The sequence below is a fragment of the Salinivibrio sp. EAGSL genome (genome assembly GCF_013366455.1).
GTDB lineage: Bacteria > Pseudomonadota > Gammaproteobacteria > Enterobacterales > Vibrionaceae > Salinivibrio > Salinivibrio costicola.
In genome coordinates this window covers 14,097-33,991 of the sequence record NZ_JABWMG010000025.1, presented here as the reverse complement: position 1 = coordinate 33,991, position 19,895 = coordinate 14,097, and the positions used below count along the sequence as shown (strand labels likewise).

Annotated in this window: 19 protein-coding genes and 1 riboswitch; of the genes, 12 read left to right on the top strand and 7 right to left on the bottom strand. The window is 49.6% G+C overall.

Annotated elements, in window-relative coordinates; genetic code table 11:
- Positions 1-68: 68 nt before the first annotated feature.
- The gene (locus HLG76_RS13655) at positions 69-272 is read right to left on the bottom strand and encodes a hypothetical protein (RefSeq protein WP_025744548.1); all 204 of its coding nucleotides are present in this window, start codon (positions 270-272) and stop codon (positions 69-71) included.
- A 122-nt stretch (positions 273-394) separates the two neighbouring features.
- On the opposite strand from HLG76_RS13655, the gene tusA reads away from it, so the two are divergent.
- On the top strand, positions 395-622 hold the full coding sequence (gene tusA, locus HLG76_RS13650) for a sulfurtransferase TusA (RefSeq protein ID WP_037367705.1): 228 nt from the start codon (positions 395-397) through the stop codon (positions 620-622).
- A gap of 54 nt (positions 623-676) precedes the next feature.
- Here tusA and HLG76_RS13645 read toward each other — a convergent pair whose 3' ends face one another.
- Positions 677-1,237, bottom strand: coding sequence for a TMEM165/GDT1 family protein (locus HLG76_RS13645; protein WP_025744547.1), 561 nt, complete (start codon positions 1,235-1,237; stop codon positions 677-679).
- A gap of 92 nt (positions 1,238-1,329) precedes the next feature.
- A riboswitch (yybP-ykoY riboswitch) is annotated at positions 1,330-1,439 on the bottom strand.
- A 174-nt stretch (positions 1,440-1,613) separates the two neighbouring features.
- Between HLG76_RS13645 and glyQ the strand changes: the two genes are divergently transcribed.
- The 3 genes from glyQ (at position 1,614) to HLG76_RS13630 (ending at position 6,177) form a co-directional block, all read left to right on the top strand.
- Complete coding sequence (glyQ, locus tag HLG76_RS13640) at positions 1,614-2,525, top strand: glycine--tRNA ligase subunit alpha (protein ID WP_025673809.1); 912 nt, start codon at positions 1,614-1,616, stop codon at positions 2,523-2,525.
- A 9-nt stretch (positions 2,526-2,534) separates the two neighbouring features.
- Positions 2,535-4,604, top strand: coding sequence for a glycine--tRNA ligase subunit beta (glyS, locus tag HLG76_RS13635; RefSeq protein WP_077669499.1), 2,070 nt, complete (start codon positions 2,535-2,537; stop codon positions 4,602-4,604).
- Between the two features lie 319 nt (positions 4,605-4,923).
- Entirely contained in the window at positions 4,924-6,177 is a 1,254-nt protein-coding gene (locus HLG76_RS13630; protein ID WP_077461797.1) for a valine--pyruvate transaminase, read from the top strand.
- A gap of 222 nt (positions 6,178-6,399) precedes the next feature.
- Here HLG76_RS13630 and HLG76_RS13625 read toward each other — a convergent pair whose 3' ends face one another.
- The 5 genes from HLG76_RS13625 to dnaA all read right to left on the bottom strand — a co-directional run bounded on the left by HLG76_RS13625 (position 6,400) and on the right by dnaA (position 13,110).
- Positions 6,400-6,840, bottom strand: a complete 441-nt coding sequence (locus tag HLG76_RS13625) for an Hsp20 family protein (RefSeq protein WP_025744545.1) — start codon at positions 6,838-6,840, stop codon at positions 6,400-6,402.
- A 250-nt stretch (positions 6,841-7,090) separates the two neighbouring features.
- Entirely contained in the window at positions 7,091-9,508 is a 2,418-nt protein-coding gene (gyrB, locus tag HLG76_RS13620) for a DNA topoisomerase (ATP-hydrolyzing) subunit B (RefSeq protein ID WP_077461796.1), read from the bottom strand.
- An 18-nt stretch (positions 9,509-9,526) separates the two neighbouring features.
- Positions 9,527-10,606 (bottom strand): DNA replication/repair protein RecF, encoded by a 1,080-nt coding sequence (gene recF, locus HLG76_RS13615; protein ID WP_077773711.1) that lies wholly within the window; start codon positions 10,604-10,606, stop codon positions 9,527-9,529.
- A 3-nt stretch (positions 10,607-10,609) separates the two neighbouring features.
- Entirely contained in the window at positions 10,610-11,710 is a 1,101-nt protein-coding gene (gene dnaN, locus HLG76_RS13610) for a DNA polymerase III subunit beta (RefSeq protein ID WP_025744543.1), read from the bottom strand.
- A 2-nt stretch (positions 11,711-11,712) separates the two neighbouring features.
- Complete coding sequence (dnaA, locus tag HLG76_RS13605; RefSeq protein ID WP_025744542.1) at positions 11,713-13,110, bottom strand: chromosomal replication initiator protein DnaA; 1,398 nt, start codon at positions 13,108-13,110, stop codon at positions 11,713-11,715.
- 346 nt (positions 13,111-13,456) lie between these two features.
- Here dnaA and HLG76_RS13600 point away from each other — a divergent pair, with 346 nt between their 5' ends.
- The 8 genes from HLG76_RS13600 to mnmE all read left to right on the top strand — a co-directional run bounded on the left by HLG76_RS13600 (position 13,457) and on the right by mnmE (position 19,705).
- Complete coding sequence (locus HLG76_RS13600) at positions 13,457-14,209, top strand: amino acid ABC transporter substrate-binding protein (RefSeq protein WP_175993852.1); 753 nt, start codon at positions 13,457-13,459, stop codon at positions 14,207-14,209.
- Positions 14,210-14,266: 57 nt separating this feature from the next.
- The gene (locus tag HLG76_RS13595; RefSeq protein ID WP_077461794.1) at positions 14,267-14,938 is read left to right on the top strand and encodes an amino acid ABC transporter permease; all 672 of its coding nucleotides are present in this window, start codon (positions 14,267-14,269) and stop codon (positions 14,936-14,938) included.
- The gene (locus tag HLG76_RS13590) at positions 14,935-15,681 is read left to right on the top strand and encodes an amino acid ABC transporter ATP-binding protein (protein ID WP_175993851.1); all 747 of its coding nucleotides are present in this window, start codon (positions 14,935-14,937) and stop codon (positions 15,679-15,681) included. The genes HLG76_RS13595 and HLG76_RS13590 overlap by 4 nt, the downstream gene beginning before the upstream one ends.
- Before the next feature lie 209 nt (positions 15,682-15,890).
- Entirely contained in the window at positions 15,891-16,025 is a 135-nt protein-coding gene (gene rpmH, locus HLG76_RS13585; RefSeq protein WP_025672864.1) for a 50S ribosomal protein L34, read from the top strand.
- Between the two features lie 13 nt (positions 16,026-16,038).
- Positions 16,039-16,410, top strand: a complete 372-nt coding sequence (gene rnpA / locus HLG76_RS13580; protein ID WP_025744540.1) for a ribonuclease P protein component — start codon at positions 16,039-16,041, stop codon at positions 16,408-16,410.
- The gene (gene yidD, locus HLG76_RS13575; RefSeq protein WP_077456636.1) at positions 16,362-16,622 is read left to right on the top strand and encodes a membrane protein insertion efficiency factor YidD; all 261 of its coding nucleotides are present in this window, start codon (positions 16,362-16,364) and stop codon (positions 16,620-16,622) included. Before rnpA ends, yidD begins: the two co-directional genes overlap by 49 nt.
- Before the next feature lie 2 nt (positions 16,623-16,624).
- Positions 16,625-18,241 carry a membrane protein insertase YidC gene (gene yidC, locus HLG76_RS13570; RefSeq protein ID WP_077461792.1) on the top strand — a complete coding sequence of 539 codons (1,617 nt, stop codon included), beginning with the start codon at positions 16,625-16,627 and terminating at the stop codon, positions 18,239-18,241.
- A gap of 99 nt (positions 18,242-18,340) precedes the next feature.
- Positions 18,341-19,705, top strand: a complete 1,365-nt coding sequence (gene mnmE / locus HLG76_RS13565) for a tRNA uridine-5-carboxymethylaminomethyl(34) synthesis GTPase MnmE (RefSeq protein ID WP_077677236.1) — start codon at positions 18,341-18,343, stop codon at positions 19,703-19,705.
- Positions 19,706-19,895: the final 190 nt, after the last annotated feature.

Below are 19,895 nucleotides of genomic sequence, written 5' to 3'. Positions count from 1 at the left end.
CGCTCTGAAAGCGGGGAAGCCCAAGAAAACTAGGGAGTGAGAGTGAGTGTCGCTGTTGAGTGAGTTAGCTAGCCTTGCGAAGAATCTGTTGGCTGAACGGTCAATGTTTCCATCAACAACCCCAGCGCAGACACCAGCAATGCTAAAGTCGTTAATAGAGCGTGACCCTGACTATGCGCTAAGTCTAAAAAAGCAAGGGCGCTCAATCCTGTATAAGCCAATACACGGTAGCCATAAGTAAAACCAAATTGTTGCTCGTTTACTTTTCTCATGCCACTCGCCATTCGTTAACGACTTGTTAATTAATTTACACAATAATTTTACAATCACAACCCTATTTGAATAATTCTGACTCGTAAGTATGATCAGGTCGACATTTTTTGAGGACACCGACATGACGACGCTTTTTAACCATGCTGATCATCAGCTTGATGCTTTAGGGTTGCGCTGCCCTGAACCTGTAATGATGGTACGTAAGCGTATCCGCCATATGGATGACGGTCAGACCTTGCTTATCACCGCTGATGATCCCTCTACGACACGAGATATTCCGAGTTTTTGTCGCTTTATGGACCATACCCTGGTCGCTGCCCAAACAGAGACCGTGCCGTTTCAATTTTGATCAAAAAGGGCTGGCATAATGCCAACCCTTATACCAATTCATCATTGTCCTGCGTTAACTCAGTAGATACCAGGTATCGAGTACAGCCAATGCCGCAAACATGGCCGCGGCAAGCGCGCGTACCACCGCAAACGGCACATGGCGCTGAATCTTATCGCCGGCTAAAACCACGGGAACATTGGCTAACAGCATCCCAATGGTAGAACCAATCACCACAACCCACAGTGCATCATTAAACTGTGCCCCCAGTGCCGTGGTCGCCAATTGGGTTTTATCCCCTATTTCAGCGACAAAAAAGGCGGTAAAACTGGCCCAAAATGCACTCTTTCCCTGTATGCCTTCATCCTCAAGCTTATCTGGGATCAGCATCCAAACCGCCATCACACTAAAACTGATAATCAAAATGACGTGTAAAACGGTGTCTGTTAGAACGTCTGCGGCCACCACACCAAGCCATGCGGCTATTGCATGGTTAACCAAAGTGGCTAATAGTATGGCACTGACAATCACCGCGGGTTTTCGAAACCGGGTCGCCAACGCCAAAGATAGTAACTGGGTTTTATCCCCTATTTCCGCCAAGGTGACGGTGGAAATAGAAATAGCAAGAACGCTCATGACAATGCTCATCTGGGGCAGGGCTTATTATGATTCAACCACGACAACACACACGCCCCACCCCGGTTCGTGCGATTGTCGTTGGTCTCGTCAAGCCCAGAGCACCATAAAGGTGGGCTTGCAATCACCATGAAGATTTTGCTTCAACTATGTTGATGATTGCCCCACTGACTGTGCAGTGGTCGACTACTCCCCAAGACGGCGCTAGTTTACGATTTGAACAATCATTTGGCAACGTCTATTCATCCATATTACCGCTGTATCGATAAGTCGGTTAAAGACGCACAAAAATCCGCCAGCCCCCTACTGCTTGAGTGCGCTGCGAGTTATAATTGCCAGCTATTTTCTCCATTCATCAACTCGCGCGAACCTGACAATGCATAAATTCGATATCAAAACCTTTCAGGGTATGATCCTCGCGCTGCAGGATTATTGGGCCCAGCAAGGCTGTACCATTGTTCAGCCGCTAGACATGGAAGTGGGGGCGGGAACCTCCCACCCGATGACATGCTTGCGTGCCCTTGGACCAGAACCGATCGCAGCGGCTTACGTTCAACCTTCTCGTCGTCCAACCGATGGTCGTTATGGTGAGAACCCAAACCGTTTGCAGCACTATTATCAATTTCAAACAATTCTCAAACCATCACCCGACAATATTCAGGAGCTCTATCTAGGCTCTCTGCGTGTGTTAGGTATAGATCCCGAAGTTCACGATATTCGCTTTGTCGAAGATAACTGGGAAAACCCAACACTGGGTGCGTGGGGTTTAGGCTGGGAAGTGTGGCTTAACGGAATGGAAATTACCCAGTTTACCTACTTCCAGCAAGTCGGTGGTCTGGAATGCAAACCCGTTACCGGCGAAATCACTTATGGTATCGAGCGCTTGGCCATGTACATCCAAGAAGTCGACTCTGTCTATGACTTAATCTGGACTGATGGTCCGTTTGGCAAAGTGACCTACGGCGATATTTTCCATCAAAACGAGGTGGAGCAGTCGACCTACAACTTTGAACATGCTGATGTTGACTTTCTGTTCCGCTACTTTGATCAGTGCGAAGCCGAAAGTACCAAGCTCTTGGATCTCGAGCAGCCGCTCCCCTTGCCTGCTTATGAGCAGATCCTAAAGGCTGGTCATGCGTTTAACCTACTGGATGCGCGAAAAGCCATCTCAGTGACTGAACGCCAACGCTATATTTTACGCATTCGTACCCTGACTAAGCGGGTTGCTGAGGCGTACTATGCATCACGCGAAGCACTGGGCTTCCCCATGTGCCGCCACACTCAATAAGGGAGCATCATGGCAACGCAAAATTTCCTGATAGAGCTAGGTACGGAAGAGCTACCACCGACAGCATTGCGCACACTGGCTGAAGCCTTCGCGAGTCAGTTTGAAGCGCAACTAAAAGACGCTGACCTGAGCCACCAAGGTGTTACTTGGTATGCATCGCCTCGCCGGCTGGCGTTAAAAGTGGCCGCTTTGAGCGATCGCCAACCCGATAAGGTCGTAGAAAAACGCGGACCCGCGGTCAGCGCTGCTTTTGACGCCGACGGCAATCCCACCAAAGCCGCCATGGGTTGGGCGCGCGGTAATGGTATTGATGTCAGCGAAGCTGAACGCTTAAAAACCGATAAAGGTGAGTGGCTGCTTTATCGTCAACACGTTCCTGGCCAAGCCATTGACGCTTTGCTGCCCGTGCTAGCCGATAACGCGCTAAACAAGTTGCCTATTCCTAAACCCATGCGCTGGGGTGATAAAGACACCCAGTTTATCCGCCCGGTGAAAACCTTGGTAATGCTATACGGCGAAACCTTAATTGAAGGCACGATTTTGGGCGTGGCGTCCGACCGTGTTATTCGTGGTCACCGCTTCATGGGTGAGCCGAATTTAACCCTGGCTCACGCCGATCACTACCCTGAGCGTCTCGAGCGGGAAGGCAAAGTGATGGCGGATTATGAAAAGCGTAAGGCATTGATTATTAAAGATGCCAAAGCGGCCGCGGACGCAGTGGGCGGAATGGCTGAGCTGGATGAAGACTTGGTCGAAGAAGTCACCTCATTGGTAGAATGGCCGGTAGTACTGACCGCCTCTTTCGAGAACAAATATCTCAAAGTACCGTCTGAAGCGCTGGTGTACACCATGAAAGGCGATCAAAAGTACTTTCCAGTGTATGACGCCAACGGCGAGCTACTGCCTAAGTTTATCTTTGTTTCTAACATTGAATCGAAAGATCCGACACAGGTTATCTCAGGGAACGAAAAAGTCGTACGCCCTCGCCTCGCGGACGCGGAGTTCTTCTTTGATACTGATCGCAAACGCCCATTGATTGATCGCCTGCCAGAGCTTGATAGCGCGGTATTCCAAAAACAATTAGGTACCATTAAAGATAAAACCGACCGCATTACTGCACTTGCAGGACAGATTGCAGAGCGTATCGGTGCCGATAAAGCACACACCGAGCGCGCTGGCCAACTGGCAAAGTGTGACTTAATGACCTCAATGGTGTTTGAGTTTACCGAAACGCAAGGCGTGATGGGCATGCACTACGCACGTCATGATGGTGAACCAGAAGCGGTTGCGCTGGCACTGAACGAGCAATATTGGCCGCGCTTTGCCGGTGATAAGCTACCTACGACGCCAGTATCGTCAGCCGTTGCAATGGCCGACAAAATGGATACCATCGTCGGTATCTTTGGTATTGGCCAAGCACCAAAAGGGAGTGATCCATTCGCCCTACGCCGTGCTGCTCTCGGTGTGCTACGTATTATCGTTGAAAACGGCTATCAGCTGGATTTAGTCGACCTCATTCGCGACGCCAAAGCCCAATACGATGATCGCCTCACCCATAAAGAAGTAGAGACCGAGGTCTTAGACTTTATGCTAGGTCGTTTCCGCAGCTGGTATCAAGATATGGGCTATAGCGTCGATATTATCCAAGCGGTATTAGCGCGCCGTCCAACCAAGCCTGCCGATTTCGATAGCCGTGTGAAAGCCGTTTCTCATTTCCGTAGCTTGGACGAAGCAGAAGCCTTGGCCGCCGCCAACAAACGTGTTGGCAATATCCTTGCGAAGTACGACGGCGAGCTGCCCAGCACAGTCGATAGCAGCTTACTACAAGAAGACGCTGAAAAAGCACTGGCGGATGTAGTGGCAGAAAAAGTCGCTGCGGTTAAGCCTTTGTTTGCTGACAGCGATTATCAAGGCGCGTTGACCGAACTGGCGCAATTGCGCACACCGGTTGATACCTTCTTTGATAATGTGATGGTCATGGCCGATGACCCAGCACTGAAGGCCAACCGTTTAGCGATGCTTCACCTTATCCGTGAGCAGTTCCTCAACGTGGCAGATATCTCGGTACTGCAAAAATAGACCCATCGAAGGCGTTATCAAACCCCGCACTAGCGGGGTTTTTTATGCTAATCCTGGTTATGTTTCACGTGAAACACTAGGCCTATAACCACGATGAATGCTTCGCATCAGTGTACTTACTTCTTCGTTTTACTCTCAACCTAACCTTCCCAGATAGTGGCATATCAACGCTGTACTGATAACGTAACAACCCTGTCAACCACCGGACTTAAAGAGCGTTCGATAACAGCCTCACAACGCTTTCTTTTTCACAAACAATTGTTGTATGTTGATGGCAGCTTAACCAAAACAATGACATAAATATTTGAAGGCAGTAATCATGGAAGTCACTCACTTTGGCGAGAAACTCGCTAACCACTCGGGTATCACCCAGTTAATGGACGATTTGAATGATGGCTTACGTAATCCAGATGCGATTATGCTCGGTGGCGGTAACCCCGCTGCGATACCGGAAATGCTCGATTACTTCAAAACACTGAGCCAATCGATGCTGGATGATGGTAGCCTCGTCCATGCCATGGCCAACTATGATGGCCCACAAGGTAAGTCGGCATTACTGAATGCCCTCGCCGAGCTTCTCAATAAGACCTATGGGTGGCAGCTTTCCAGTAAAAACATCATGCTCACCAACGGTAGTCAAAGTGCGTTCTTTTATCTGTTTAACCTTTTAGCGGGACGTTATTCAGACGGCAGCCATAAAAAGATTTTACTACCCTTGGCGCCTGAATATATTGGCTATGGCGATGCAGGGATCAGCGACGATATCTTTGTTAGCTACCAACCTGACATTGAGTTAATGGATAATCGACAGTTTAAATATCATGTCGACTTTAGTCGCTTAACCATTGATGACAGCATTGGTGCTATCTGTGCCTCTCGGCCGACCAACCCAACCGGTAATGTGCTCACTGATAGCGAGATCCAGCAGCTTGATAAACTCGCGCGCGAGCATAACATTCCATTGATTATCGATAACGCCTACGGTACGCCGTTCCCTGATATTATCTTTGAAGATGTTGCCCCGTTTTGGAACGACAATACTATTCTTTGCTCTAGCCTCAGCAAGCTAGGGTTACCCGGGGTGCGTTGCGGGATCGTGATCGCCAACGAAGATGTCATCCAAGCCATGTCAAATATCAACGGCATCGTTAGCCTATCGCCAAACAGTGTCGGACCGGCAATGGCGCTGGCGATGATTGAACGAGGTGACTTGTTGCGATTAAGCAAAGAGGTCGTTCGCCCCTTCTACCAACAAAAATCACAGCGCACACTTCGTATGGTGTTGGACACTATTAATGATGAGCGTGTTCGCGTGCATAAACCCGAGGGGGCCATCTTTTTGTGGCTGTGGTTTGAAGACTTACCCATTTCTACCCAAACACTGTACCAGCGACTAAAAGCCCGTGGTGTATTGGTGGTGCCAGGCGAATATTTCTTTATTGGTGTGGAAAGCGAGGATTGGCCTCATGCGAGACAATGTATTCGCATGAACTACGTCCAAGACGACGATACCATGCAACGAGGCATAGAGATTATTGGCGAAGAAGTCATCCGTGCCTACCAAGAGGGCTAACACTGTTTCACGTGAAACATTGGCTCAGGCTTAGTTCGAACCAACGTAACAATCTGGCACGTCATCCATCGTTATCATCGACAAGCCAGGTTCCTGCAATGATAAGCAGACTGAAAGCAACCAACATGCATAAATGAAGGGCAGCGTTAGCTGCCCTCTTCGTTACGATTAACTTATTGCTTAGAGTCGCTGCGCCGCTAAACCTTCATGTCGCTGCCGCGCTTATTCTGCGTTTTCTAGCATGCGGTTACCGCCTATTTCGATACGGCGAGGTTTTTCTTCTTCAGGCACCTCACGAACCAGATCAATATGCAGCATGCCGTTTTCCATTTCCGCCCCCATCACTTTAATATGATCGTCGAGGTGGAACTTGCGTTCGAAGTCTCGTTCAGCAATGCCCTGGTATAAGAACTTAGTGTTCTGGTTTCGTTCGGCTTTTTTGCCGGCGACCGTCAGGCTATTTTTTTGCTGAGTGATATCGACTTCATCTTGCCCGAATCCAGCAACGGCCATCGTGATACGGTATTGGTTCTCCTTACTTTGCTCAATGTTGTAAGGAGGGAACCCACCCGCATTATTAGTGTTACTGTTCTCGACCAAGTCGAACAAACGGTCAAAGCCAATCGCAGTACGATAGAGTGGAGAGAAATCAAAATTACGCATAATCTTACCCTTCCTATGAAGCAATAAAATTCAACTAACGGCTTTCCGTTTCGGACAAGCCCCCGGCGACCCAATGGCATCGCCTCATTACTCTATATAGGGTTGCGCCGATTGATTTCAATGGCTGATTTTAAATTTTTTTTCTGTATGTAATCAGTCATACCTTGCGCATTATGTTGCATATATATAAATATCAAAAAAGGCCAGCAATACTGCTGGCCTTAATAGAGACAAATAACGGATCAGTGGTTTACACGTCGAGGTTTTCCACTTTCAGCGCGTTGTTTTCAATAAAGGCCCGACGAGGCTCAACTTGATCACCCATCAAGGTGGTAAACAGCTCATCGGCCGCAACCGCATCGTGGATAGTTACCTGCATCATACGGCGCCCTTCAGGGTCCATGGTGGTCTCCCAAAGTTGATCAGGGTTCATCTCACCCAAACCTTTATAACGCTGACGCGAGACACCACGCATGGATTCTTTAACCAGCCAGTTTAGCGCCTGCTCAAAGGTCTCCACTTTTTGGGTCCGTTCCCCACGCTTCACGTAAGCCCCCTCGTCAAGTAGCTGATCGAGTGTTTCCGATAAGCTCGCAATACGCCCATATTCTTTCGAATTCAGGAAGTCATAGCTGACCTGGTACTTATAATCAACGCCATGGGTTCGCACCACCAGCTCAGGCACCCAAACTTGATGCTCTTCATCAAAGCGACAAGACGCTTGATAGTGGCTTTCACCGGTCGATTTGCGATTAAGGATGTCGACAATGTTCTCAACCCACTTCTTCGCGGCCCATTCGTCACGAAGTTCCTCGACCGCTAAACGCGGTTGGTACAGTAGCTCATTCAGCAATGCCGCGGGATAACGACGCTTCATACGCTGAATCAGTTTAAGCACACCATTGTACTCTTTGACCAGCTTTTCAAGCGATTCACCGTGCATCGCTGGCGCATCAGGGTTCACAAATAATGAGGCATTTTCCAGTGCCAGCGCGACCTGATATTGCTCCATCGCTTCATCGTCTTTGATGTACTGCTCTTGCTTACCCTTCTTCACTTTATAAAGGGGTGGCTGAGCGATATAAATATAACCACGCTCAATCAACTCAGGCATTTGGCGATAGAAGAAGGTTAATAACAAGGTACGAATGTGCGAGCCATCAACGTCAGCATCCGTCATGATAATGATGCTGTGATAGCGTAACTTATCGGGGTTGTACTCTTCGCGACCAATCCCACAGCCCATGGCGGTGATCAAGGTCGCCACTTCTTGCGACGATAACATCTTATCAAAACGGGCTTTTTCCACGTTTAAGATCTTACCTTTAAGCGGCAATATCGCTTGGTTTTTGCGATTACGCCCTTGTTTCGCTGAGCCACCGGCTGAGTCACCCTCCACAATGTAGAGCTCAGACAGGGCGGGATCTTTTTCTTGGCAGTCGGCCAATTTACCAGGCAAGCCAGCTAAGTCCAGTGCCCCTTTACGACGTGTCATTTCACGCGCTTTACGCGCTGCATCACGTGCACGTGCGGCATCAATAATCTTGGAGCACACCACTTTGGCATCGGCTGGATGTTCAATTAAAAAGTCAGACAAGTGGCTGCTCATCGCCGACTCAACCGCCGATTTCACTTCCGATGACACCAGTTTGTCTTTGGTTTGGCTCGAAAACTTAGGATCAGGGACTTTGACCGATACCACCGCCGTCAAACCTTCACGGGCATCATCGCCAGACGTCGCTGCTTTAGCTTTTTTCGAGTAGCCTTCTTTGTCCATAAAGCTGTTTAAGGTTCGCGTCAGTGCACCGCGGAACCCAGCCAAATGCGTACCACCGTCGCGCTGAGGAATATTGTTGGTAAAACAGTAGATGTTCTCTTGGTAACCATCATTCCACTGCATTGAGACTTCGACGCTAACGCCATCATCACGCATATGTTCAAAATGGAACACCGATGGATGAATCGCGGTTTTCTTTTTATTCAAATGCTCAACGAACGCACGGATACCGCCTTCATATTTAAAGTGATCCGATTTGTCTTCCTCGCGCTCGTCAATCAATCTAATCGACACACCCGAGTTAAGGAAAGACAATTCACGTAAGCGCTTGGCGAGGATCTCGTAGTTGAAGTGAATATCCGTGAAGGTTTCTTCACTCGGCCAAAAACGAATGCGGGTACCGGTTTGATCGGTTTCGCCCAGTTGAACCAAGGGCCCCAGTGGCTCACCATGAGAAAAATTGAGTTGGTGGGCATAACCGTTACGCCAAATTGTCAATTCAAGCTTTTCTGACAGTGCGTTAACCACAGAGACACCGACACCGTGTAGGCCGCCCGACACTTTATACGAGTTATCATCAAATTTACCCCCGGCGTGCAGCACGGTCATGATAACTTGGGCAGCTGAAACACCCTCTTCTTCGTGAATATCGACAGGGATACCACGACCGTCGTCGCGGACCGACACAGAGCCGTCTTCGTGAATGGTGGTCACGATATCGTTACAATGTCCGGCCAGTGCTTCATCGATCGAGTTATCGACCACCTCAAACACCATATGGTGTAGGCCGGTACCGTCGTCGGTGTCGCCGATATACATTCCCGGACGCTTACGGACGGCATCCAAGCCCTTCAGTACCTTGATACTCGATGAATCGTATTCGTTGGACATTGAGTTACTCTCGCTTATTTATCCTGCGTTAATTTTGCCATGTTCCACATGAAACATCTTACTATTTTCGTCGCAAATTTCCGCGACTTGATCGGCACTAATGGCGCTGACAAAAACCTGCGCCCCGATCCGGGTCAATTCACTGGCGAGCAGTGCCCGGCGGCGGCTGTCTAATTCTGAGGCAAAGTCATCGATCAGGTAAATACAGGCGATGCCTTGCTCTTCGCTATATAGCTGTCCTTGTGCAAGCCGAAGCGCACAAACCATCAATTTTAGTTGCCCTCGAGAGAGCACATCATCGACCGGGGTACCGGCCACCTTGATGCGTAAATCGGCTTTGTGTGGTCCAGACACCGTGTAGCCCATTTGCTGATCGCGTTCGAAGTTAGTCGCCAACAAAGCCTGGTAATCTGCACCGCGCTCCCAGCCTTGGGAGAACCGAAACTGAATCGAGAACTCGGGTAAAAATGCCTGGCATAACGCCGTTGCGCGCTCGGCCACAGCATTAACATAAGCTTGTCGCCAAACACTAATTTGCTCGGCCAAGCTAGCAAGTTCTGCATCCCACACTTGTATATCACGGTAATTGCGCGCAGTTTTAAGCGCGGCGTTCCGTTGTTTGGTGAGCCGCTTGACCCGCGTCCACGCTTCAAAAAAACCGGGTTGGGAATGAAACACCCCCCAGTCAATATACGCACGGCGAAATTTAGGACCATCTGTTAATAGCTCAAACCCTTCAGGGGTAATCAGCTGCAAGGGCAAGACTTTGGCCAGTGCCACCAGCTTTTGCCCTTTTTCTTGGCCTATTTTAACATCGGCACTGCCGTCTCGGCGCTTTTGAATGCCGACCGGAAGCAAGATCCCATCTTGCGTTTTCACCCGGCCATGGACCGTTAAGCTCGGTTGTTGATGACGGATCACACGGCTGTTCAGTGCGCTGCGAAATGAGCGCCCGTGGCCAAGAAAATGAATCGCCTCCAAGACACTGGTTTTTCCACTACCATTGGGGCCAATTAAAAAGTTAAAGCCTGACGACAGTTCGATATCGCAGGCTTCAATATTTCTGAAGTCATGAATGACCAGTCGAGTGATCGCCATAATCTAGAGGCGAATGGGCATCACGACATACATGGCATCATCGCGATCACAGTCCTCAATCAAAGTACTGCCGACCGCGTCTGTCATTGAAAAACGGACAGTGTTACAGCGCAAAACGTTGAGCACATCTAAAACATAACTGACGTTAAAACCAATCTCGATGGCCTCGCCTTGATAATTCACTTCCAAAAATTCTTCGGCTTCTTCTTGCTCGGGGTTATTGGCAGAGATACGCAGCTCACTGCCATCAATATTCATCCGAACACCACGGAATTTCTCATTCGACAGCACCGCGGCTAACGACAAGGCTTGCTTGAGCTCCGCGCAATTAACCTCAAGTGTCCGAGACGTCGATTGCGGCAGCACTCGGCGATAGTCAGGAAATCGTCCATCGACTAACTTCGAAGTAAAGGTCACGTTGCCGACTACCGCACGAATATTGGAGGCACCAATCTGAATATTGACCGGATTCTCACTATCATCCAACAAACGCGCTAGCTCACTGACGCCTTTACGCGGCACAATCACTTGTTGCGCTGGCGCGCTTTCATCCATGGTCAGGTGGCACACTGCCATACGGTGACCATCGGTCCCTACCGTACGTAGCGTTTGTCCATCGGTTTCGAACAGCAAGCCATTGAGATAATACCGCACATCTTGGTTTGCCATTGAAAACTGAGTCGCATCAATCAGGTGATTCAGTTTATTTTGTGGCAGCTGCAGGCTTACATCCGCTTGCCAATCATCGATGTTGGGATAATCGCTAGCCGGCAAGGTGGACAAGGTGAACCGGCTTCGACCCGCTCGCACCACGACACGATCACCTTCTTGAGCAACCGTAATACGGGCTTCACTGTTCAAGCCTTTGATAATATCCATGAACTTACGCGAGGGAACCGTTATCGCCCCATCTTGATGCTCTCCCTCCAACGGTGCCGTTGCATTAAGCTCCACCTCCATATCAGTGGCGGTGAGCTTAAGTTGCTGCTCGGCGACTTCAATCAGAAGATTGCTTAAGATCGGTAAGGTACTGCGCCCACCTAAAGCCCCAGAAACTTGTTGCAGCGGTTGAAGTAGCTGCTCACGCGTAAGAATAAATTTCATAATTAGGACGACAATGTTCGAATCAGGTTAGAGTAATCTTCTTTAATATCGTGACTTTCTTCACGCAGTTGCTCAATTTTACGGCATGCATGCAATACGGTTGTATGGTCACGACCGCCAAAGGCATCACCAATTTCTGGCAAGCTGTGGTTGGTCAGCTCTTTCGATAAGGCCATCGCCATTTGACGAGGGCGTGCAACCGAGCGAGACCGGCGCTTAGATAACAAATCCGCCATCTTGATTTTATAATATTCTGCCACGGTTTTCTGAATATTATCGATAGTGACCAGCTTTTCTTGTAGCGCCAACAAATCGCGCAACGCTTCCCGAACGAAATCAATGGTGATCGCGCGGCCGGTAAAGTTGGCGTTGGCAATGACACGATTAAGCGCCCCTTCCAGTTCACGGACATTCGACCGCAACCGCTTAGCAATAAAGAAGGCAACTTCATCCGGCAAACGAATCGCGTGGTCTTCTGCCTTTTTCATCAAGATCGCCACACGCGTTTCCAATTCAGGCGGTTCGATAGCAACCGTCAGGCCCCAACCAAAGCGTGATTTCAAGCGATCCTCAACCCCATTGATTTCTTTTGGGTAGCGATCGGAGGTCAAAATGATCTGCTGATTCCCCTCAAGCAAGGCATTAAAGGTATGAAAAAACTCTTCTTGTGAGCGCTCTTTATTGGCAAAAAACTGAATATCATCGATCAAGAGTGCATCCACGCTGCGGTAGTAGCGCTTAAACTCTTCGATGGCGTTGTTCTGCAGTGCTTTGACCATGTCTTGCACAAACCGCTCAGAGTGCATGTAAACCACACGAGCATCTGCCTTTCGATCGGAAATAGCGTTCCCCACCGCATGGAGCAAGTGCGTTTTACCCAGCCCCGTCCCACCATACAAAAACAGCGGATTATATGCCGCTCCCGGGTTTCCCGAGACCTGCCGTGCCGCCGCGAGTGCAAGCTGGTTCGATTTACCTTCCACAAAGTTATTAAACTTGTGTTTCGGATTCACGTTGGAGCGATGATTGACATCCGATTGCACCGGTGACGGTGCCGGCTCCCAAACGCGTCCACGAGTGGGGGCAGGAGCCGCTTGTTGAGGCGCAGGGGCTGACGCCGGGCCAGCTGGCGCAGATTGCGGCGCAGCAGCAACCGGTTTACTGCCCACTTCAAAGCGCAGCATAGGCACGTCGACACCACAAAACTCATTCAGCAGTTGATTAATCTGATGCAAATATTTATCCCGCACCCAATCAAGCACAAAACGGTTAGGGGCAAACAGGGTCAACGTATTGTCATTGAGTTCGGCTTGAAGTGGCCGTACCCACATACTAAATTCTGTTGCAGGTAAATCATCTTGAAGCCGTTCAAGACACTGCAACCAAAGCGATGATGACACGTTTGACTCCACGCAGTTATACCGAAAAGGAAAAGGTCATAATGGTACTCCTGTCGCGCCCAGATCGCTACCCACAAGATCCCGAAATCAGTGAATAAGATCCGACTTATGCACATAGATCCCACAGATAACCCAGAGATCGCCACAGCCTACCCGCTTTTTACTCACAACATTACGCACATGGTCGTCGTGACCAGTCCGAGAATTCGAGGCCATGTCCCGCATCGATCCGACTCACGCCTGTTAATACGTTATTACTCATAACAACAAGGTATTTCTCGTCCCCTCTTCGCCCCTCTATATTACGTTTCCTATCAATATTGATGTGGTTATTACGGAGTTTTTCATGACTAAATGGATCCTCAACGCCCTGCTCAGCCTGAGCATGGTGATTTCAGTCCCCGCTTTTGCATCAGACACCGTCAAAGTGGGCATGTCTGGCCGATACTTTCCTTTTACCTTTGTCAAACAAGACCAACTACAAGGGTTTGAAGTCGACCTTTGGGATGAGATTGGTCAGCGTAATGACTACGATATCGAGTATGTAACGGCTAACTTCTCGGGCTTATTTGGGCTTTTACAAACTGGCCGTATCGATACGATTTCAAACCAAATCACTATCACCGATGAGCGCCAAGCGAAATATTTGTTTACCAACCCGTATGTCGTCGATGGGGCGCAAATCACGGTTCGTAAGGGCAATGACACGATTCAGTCCGTCGCAGATTTAAAAGATAAGACGGTCGCGGTGAACTTGGGCTCTAACTTTGAGCAACTCCTTCGCGATCATTCAGCGTCCGATGATATCCATATCAAAACCTACGAAACCGGTATTGAGCACGATGTGGCCCTGGGCCGTGCCGATGCGTTTATTATGGACCGCCTCTCCGCACTACAATTGATCAAAGAGTCGGGCTTGCCTCTACAATTAGCGGGTCAGCCTTTTGAAACCATTGCCAACGCCTGGCCATTTGTTGACAACGACCGCGGCCAGCGCTTACGTGATGAGGTGAACACAACACTCGTCAACATGCGTGATGACGGCACGTTAGCCGATATTTCGATCAAGTGGTTTGGTGCTGACGTCACCCAAAAGTAAGTATTCACCAACATTAAAAAGCCCGCGTTGGCGGGCTTTTTTGTTTAAAGGACTCTCATGGCGTTTGATTTCGATTATATGGTCTCGCTGTTCCCTCTATTGCTTAGCTATTTAGGGATCACCATGGAAATGGCCTTTTTGGGGCTACTTTTCTCCCTCGCCTTAGCCGTCGCCATCGCCTTAATTCGCGTCTTTCGTGTCCCTGGGTTAAATGGCTTAGCGCAAATCTTCATTAGTTTCTTTCGCGGCACCCCTTTATTGGTGCAGTTGTTTTTGCTCTATTATGGCTTACCACAGGTGATCCCCAGTTTAGTGGGGATGGATGCCTTTACTGCAGCCGTGATTGGGATCAGTTTGCACTTTTCTGCCTATATGGCCGAATCGATTCGTGCCGCAATTCTCGGGGTCGATCGCAGTCAGATGGAAGCAAGCTTAGCCATCGGCATGACGACGCGACAAGCCATGCAACGCATTATTTTACCGCAAGCCGTGCGCATTGCTCTGCCGTCGTTGATGAACTATTTCATCGATATGATTAAAGCCACCTCTCTCGCTTTTACACTAGGCGTGACCGAAATCATGGCACAAGCGCAAATGGAAGCCTCATCCAGTTTCAAGTTTTTTGAAGCCTACTTGGCCGTCGCGCTCATTTACTGGGCGATCGTGGTCGCACTCACCCGCGTGCAATATTGGGCCGAAGCACACCTCAATAAGGCGTATCAACGATGATAAAAATAGAAAAGTTGAAAAAAGTCTATCAGGGCATCGCTGTTCTCGATGGGATTGATTTGGCTATCGAACGTGGCGAAATCGTCTGTATTATTGGTCCAAGTGGTACTGGGAAATCTACTTTATTGCGCTGCATTAATTTCCTAGAGCGTGCGGAGCAAGGCGTGATAACAATCGACGAACAACGCGTCGATAGCGGCAATTCAGCCACGCCAAAAAAGGACATTCTGGCGTTGCGGCGTCAAACTGGGTTTGTATTCCAAAACTATGCCTTGTTTGCCCACCTGAGCGCACGCGATAACATTGCTGAAGGCCTGCGCACTGTAAAAGGATGTCAAAAAGCCAAAGCCCGCCAGCGCGCGCAACAGATTTTGGACGATATCGGGCTTGGCGATAAAGGCGACCACTATCCGGCCTCTTTATCGGGTGGCCAACAACAACGCGTAGGGATTGGCCGTGCGATGGCGCTGGAAGCCGAGCTACTGCTTTTCGATGAGCCAACATCCGCGCTCGATCCAGAATGGGTAGGCGAGGTGTTAGCGCTAATGAAAAAGCTCGCCACTCGCCACCAAACCATGCTGGTGGTGACCCACGAGATGCAGTTTGCGCGTGATGTTGCTGATCGTGTGGTATTTATGAACGATGGCAATATTATCGCTCAGGGCACACCGGATTGGCTGTTTAATCACTGTGATGATCCCCGATTGCATAAGTTTTTGAATCAAGTCGGGATCACCGCTTAATTTGCGATCAGTTGGCAAGGATCCTTGCGATCTGCGACTAAGCGCTTATAATTCACGGCCCGAAGTGGCGTGGGTTTTGTGATTGACTAATCGTTAGTCAATGGCTACAATCCGCCCTCTTTGTTGAGAGGCGTCGGAGACAAGCATACTGCTATCCTCCCACGTCGGGTTAACAAACCTAACACTGATCAGTAATAAAGGTAGAAACCATGAAACGCACTTTTCAACCTTCAGTTCTAAAGCGTAAGCGCACTCACGGTTTCCGTGCGCGCATGGCGACTAAGAACGGCCGTAAGGTCATTGCCGCTCGCCGTGCGAAAGGCCGCAAGCAGCTTTCTAAATAATCCGTAGTGATTTGTGAATAAGCTCGCTTATCCTCGGGAGTTACGTCTGCTAACTCCCGAACATTTCAGTGCCGTCTTTCAGCAACCTCATCGCGCAGGTTCGCCGCACTTGACTATACTCGCCAGAAACACCGCGCTCGAACACCCACGTCTCGGTCAAGCTGTCCCGAAAAAGCAAATCAAACTTGCCGTTGATCGCAACCGCTTTAAACGTGTGGTTCGCGAGAGTTTTCGTTTACGTCAGCATCAACTGCCGGCGAAAGACTTTGTGGTTATCGCGAAAAAAAGTGCCAACAACCTGAGTAATCAAGCGCTGCGAGACGAATTGGACAAGTTATGGCAACGTTTGTCGCGACCGCCGCGCAAAAAGCGCTCATCGCGCTGATTCGGGGATACCAACTGGTGATTAGCCCATTAATTGGGCCACGATGCCGGTTCACACCAACCTGCTCCCATTACGCCATCATGGCGATTCAATCCCATGGTGTGATAAAAGGGTGTTGGTTGGCAGGCAAACGTCTATTAAAATGCCACCCTTTGAATGATGGCGGCTACGATCCTGTACCGCCTTGCGACCACCATAACAGAGACAATTAACAATGGATTCCCAACGCAATATCCTGTTGATTGCCCTATTGTTCGTTTCTTTCATGCTATACATGGAATGGAGCAAACCAGAATCCCCGCAGCCGCAGGGACAGGGCGTTGAGCAGCAGCAAACGACTCACAGTGACGTGCCAAGCAGCAATGACGGTAACGATACCACGTCTCTTGATGCACAGCCTGTCTCTGACAAGCTCGTCACCATCAAAACCGACGTATTAACACTGAAAATTGATACGCAAGGCGGTGATGTTGTCCATGCAGAGCTTCCACAATACGATGCTGAGCTGGACTCTGATAATGCCTTCACCCTGCTACATACTAAGCCAGATCATACCTTTGTCGCCCAAAGTGGTTTAATTGGTGCCAATGGCATTGATACCGCTGAAGGCCGCGCACAATACCAGGTGACCCAGAACGACTTCTCTCTCTCAGACGATCAAGACACTTTGCGCGTCCCGATGACAGTCGAAAAAGAAGGGATCAGTTATACCAAAACCTTTGTATTTAAACGTGGTAGTTATGCGGTAGACGTTGAGCATACAATCAATAACCAAACCGATGCGAATGCCAGCGTCACTATGTACACCCAGCTCAAACAAAACTTGCTGGATGATGGTGGTAGCCTAACCATGCCGACTTATCGCGGCAGCGCTTACTCAACGGACGACAAGCGTTACGAGAAGTACAGCTTTGATGACATGGAAAGCAAAAATCTCAGCGTAACCTTTGATCAAGGTTGGGCGGCCATGATTCAACACTACTTTGCCACCGCGTGGATCCCACGAGCCGACAATAATGTGTTGAGCACACGTACCACCTCGCAATACGGTTATATTCAGACCAAAACCAGTGACACCATTCCTGCTGGTACCAGTAAGACCCTAACGGCAACTCTATGGGTTGGCCCGAAACTGCAAGAACAAATGGCCGCCGTGGCGCCAAGCTTGGATCTTGTGGTCGACTATGGCTGGCTCTGGTTTATCGCCAAGCCTTTGCATTGGTTGCTATCAACCATTCAGACCTTTGTCGGTAACTGGGGTCTATCAATCATTATGCTGACCTTTATCGTCCGTGGTGCCATGTACCCGCTTACCAAAGCGCAGTACACCTCGATGGCGAAAATGCGCATGCTGCAGCCTAAACTGCAAGAAATGAAAGAGCGTATTGGTGACGACCGTCAGCGCATGAGCCAAGAAATGATGGAGCTGTACAAGCGCGAAAAAGTTAACCCACTGGGTGGCTGCCTACCGCTAGTGCTGCAAATGCCGATCTTCATTGCGCTCTATTGGGCATTGATGGAATCGGTCGAACTACGTCACGCACCTTTCTTTGGTTGGATTCAAGACTTGTCAGCACAAGACCCTTTCTATGTGCTACCCCTGTTGATGGGGGCGTCTATGTTCCTGATTCAGAAGATGAGTCCAACCACGGTCACCGATCCGATGCAGCAGAAGATCATGACCTTTATGCCCGTGGTCTTCACTTTCTTCTTCTTGTTCTTCCCATCCGGTCTGGTTCTATACTGGTTGGTATCGAACGTAGTCACACTGCTCCAGCAGACGTTAATCTACAAGTCGTTGGAGAAAAAAGGCCTGCATTCGCGCTCGTAAATCAGGCCGCGTCAAGCAATAATAAAAAGGCGACCTGGCGGTCGCCTTTTTCACGTTAATGGCCCACAGGCCTGTCACTGCAATCATAGAGTGTGCATTATGGCTCAAACAGACACTATCGTGGCGCAAGCCACAGCAACTGGCCGGGGCGGCGTGGGAATCGTTCGCGTGTCTGGCCCCCTCGCCCATGAGATTGGCAAAAATATGACCGGACGTGAGTTGGTGCCTCGTCGTGCTGACTATCTCCCCTTTCTCGACCAGGATGGTCAGCCTATCGATCAAGGCATCGCGCTATTCTTTAAAGGCCCTCATTCGTTCACGGGCGAAGACGTGCTTGAACTGCAAGGCCACGGTGGCCCCGTTATCATGGATATGCTCATCCAAAGGATTAGCGCCTTTGACGGGGTACGAGCCGCTCGCCCGGGAGAATTCTCTGAACGCGCGTTTTTAAATGATAAGTTGGATCTCGCGCAAGCAGAAGCCATTGCTGACTTGATTGATGCCAGCTCTGAGCAAGCCGCACGTTCGGCGCTACAGTCGCTACAAGGCGCCTTCTCTAGCCAGGTGAACGCGCTGGTGGAAAAGGTCATTCACCTGCGCATTTACGTCGAAGCCGCAATTGATTTTCCCGATGAAGAAATCGATTTTCTCTCCGATGGTAAGGTCGCCAGCGATCTCAATCACATTATTGAGCACCTCGCCACACTGCGTAAAGAGGCCAACCAAGGCGCCATCATGCGTGAAGGAATGAAAGTGGTAATCGCTGGCCGCCCAAATGCAGGTAAATCGAGCTTACTCAATGCCTTGTCGGGGAAAGACAGTGCCATCGTCACCGATATTGCCGGGACCACTCGCGATGTGCTGCGTGAACACATTCATCTCGACGGTATGCCTTTGCATATTATTGATACCGCAGGCCTACGTGACGCTACCGACGAGGTCGAACGCATCGGCGTGGAAAGAGCGTGGGACGAAATAGAACAAGCAGATCGCGTTTTATTTATGGTGGATGGCACCACCACTGACGCTACCGATCCACATGATATCTGGCCGGACTTTGTGTCCCGTTTACCCCAAGATATGGGCATGACGGTGATCCGTAATAAAGCCGACATGACGGGCGAGCCTATGGGCCACTGCGATACCAACCACCCAGCGCTTATCCGCCTTAGCGCTAAAACAGGCCAAGGCGTCGATGCACTCCGCCAACACCTCAAAGCCTGTATGGGCTATGCAGGAGGCAGTGAAGGGGGTTTTATGGCACGTCGCCGCCACTTAGACGCACTCGCCAGTGCAGCCGCACACCTGGACATTGGTCAAACACAACTAGAAGGTTACATGGCCGGTGAAATATTGGCGGAAGAGTTACGCTTGACCCAGCAGTACCTCAACACCATTACTGGCGAATTTAGTGCCGATGACTTATTAGGAAAAATCTTCTCCTCATTTTGTATCGGCAAATAATTATCCCCAACCTGATCACGGGATCCTTACACAAAGGATCCCTTTATCCTACTGTGTTGATCGCGGTTATCCTTGTTATAAGATCATAAGTTATCCCCATAGTTTTCACCATGATCCCCTCGACTGTATCCCCGAAGATACCCGCAATATTCAGCAAGAATTGACTCCCTGGAACAAGGTCTCAATACTA

Coding starts and splice junctions, on each gene's coding strand:
- HLG76_RS13655 (WP_025744548.1), bottom strand. CDS start 272: ATGAGAAAAGTAAACGAGCAACAATTTGGTTTTACTTATGGCTACCGT.
- tusA (WP_037367705.1), top strand. CDS start 395: ATGACGACGCTTTTTAACCATGCTGATCATCAGCTTGATGCTTTAGGG.
- HLG76_RS13645 (WP_025744547.1), bottom strand. CDS start 1,237: ATGAGCGTTCTTGCTATTTCTATTTCCACCGTCACCTTGGCGGAAATA.
- glyQ (WP_025673809.1), top strand. CDS start 1,614: ATGCATAAATTCGATATCAAAACCTTTCAGGGTATGATCCTCGCGCTG.
- glyS (WP_077669499.1), top strand. CDS start 2,535: ATGGCAACGCAAAATTTCCTGATAGAGCTAGGTACGGAAGAGCTACCA.
- HLG76_RS13630 (WP_077461797.1), top strand. CDS start 4,924: ATGGAAGTCACTCACTTTGGCGAGAAACTCGCTAACCACTCGGGTATC.
- HLG76_RS13625 (WP_025744545.1), bottom strand. CDS start 6,840: ATGCGTAATTTTGATTTCTCTCCACTCTATCGTACTGCGATTGGCTTT.
- gyrB (WP_077461796.1), bottom strand. CDS start 9,508: ATGTCCAACGAATACGATTCATCGAGTATCAAGGTACTGAAGGGCTTG.
- recF (WP_077773711.1), bottom strand. CDS start 10,606: ATGGCGATCACTCGACTGGTCATTCATGACTTCAGAAATATTGAAGCC.
- dnaN (WP_025744543.1), bottom strand. CDS start 11,710: ATGAAATTTATTCTTACGCGTGAGCAGCTACTTCAACCGCTGCAACAA.
- HLG76_RS13600 (WP_175993852.1), top strand. CDS start 13,457: ATGACTAAATGGATCCTCAACGCCCTGCTCAGCCTGAGCATGGTGATT.
- HLG76_RS13595 (WP_077461794.1), top strand. CDS start 14,267: ATGGCGTTTGATTTCGATTATATGGTCTCGCTGTTCCCTCTATTGCTT.
- HLG76_RS13590 (WP_175993851.1), top strand. CDS start 14,935: ATGATAAAAATAGAAAAGTTGAAAAAAGTCTATCAGGGCATCGCTGTT.
- rpmH (WP_025672864.1), top strand. CDS start 15,891: ATGAAACGCACTTTTCAACCTTCAGTTCTAAAGCGTAAGCGCACTCAC.
- yidD (WP_077456636.1), top strand. CDS start 16,362: ATGGCAACGTTTGTCGCGACCGCCGCGCAAAAAGCGCTCATCGCGCTG.
- yidC (WP_077461792.1), top strand. CDS start 16,625: ATGGATTCCCAACGCAATATCCTGTTGATTGCCCTATTGTTCGTTTCT.
- mnmE (WP_077677236.1), top strand. CDS start 18,341: ATGGCTCAAACAGACACTATCGTGGCGCAAGCCACAGCAACTGGCCGG.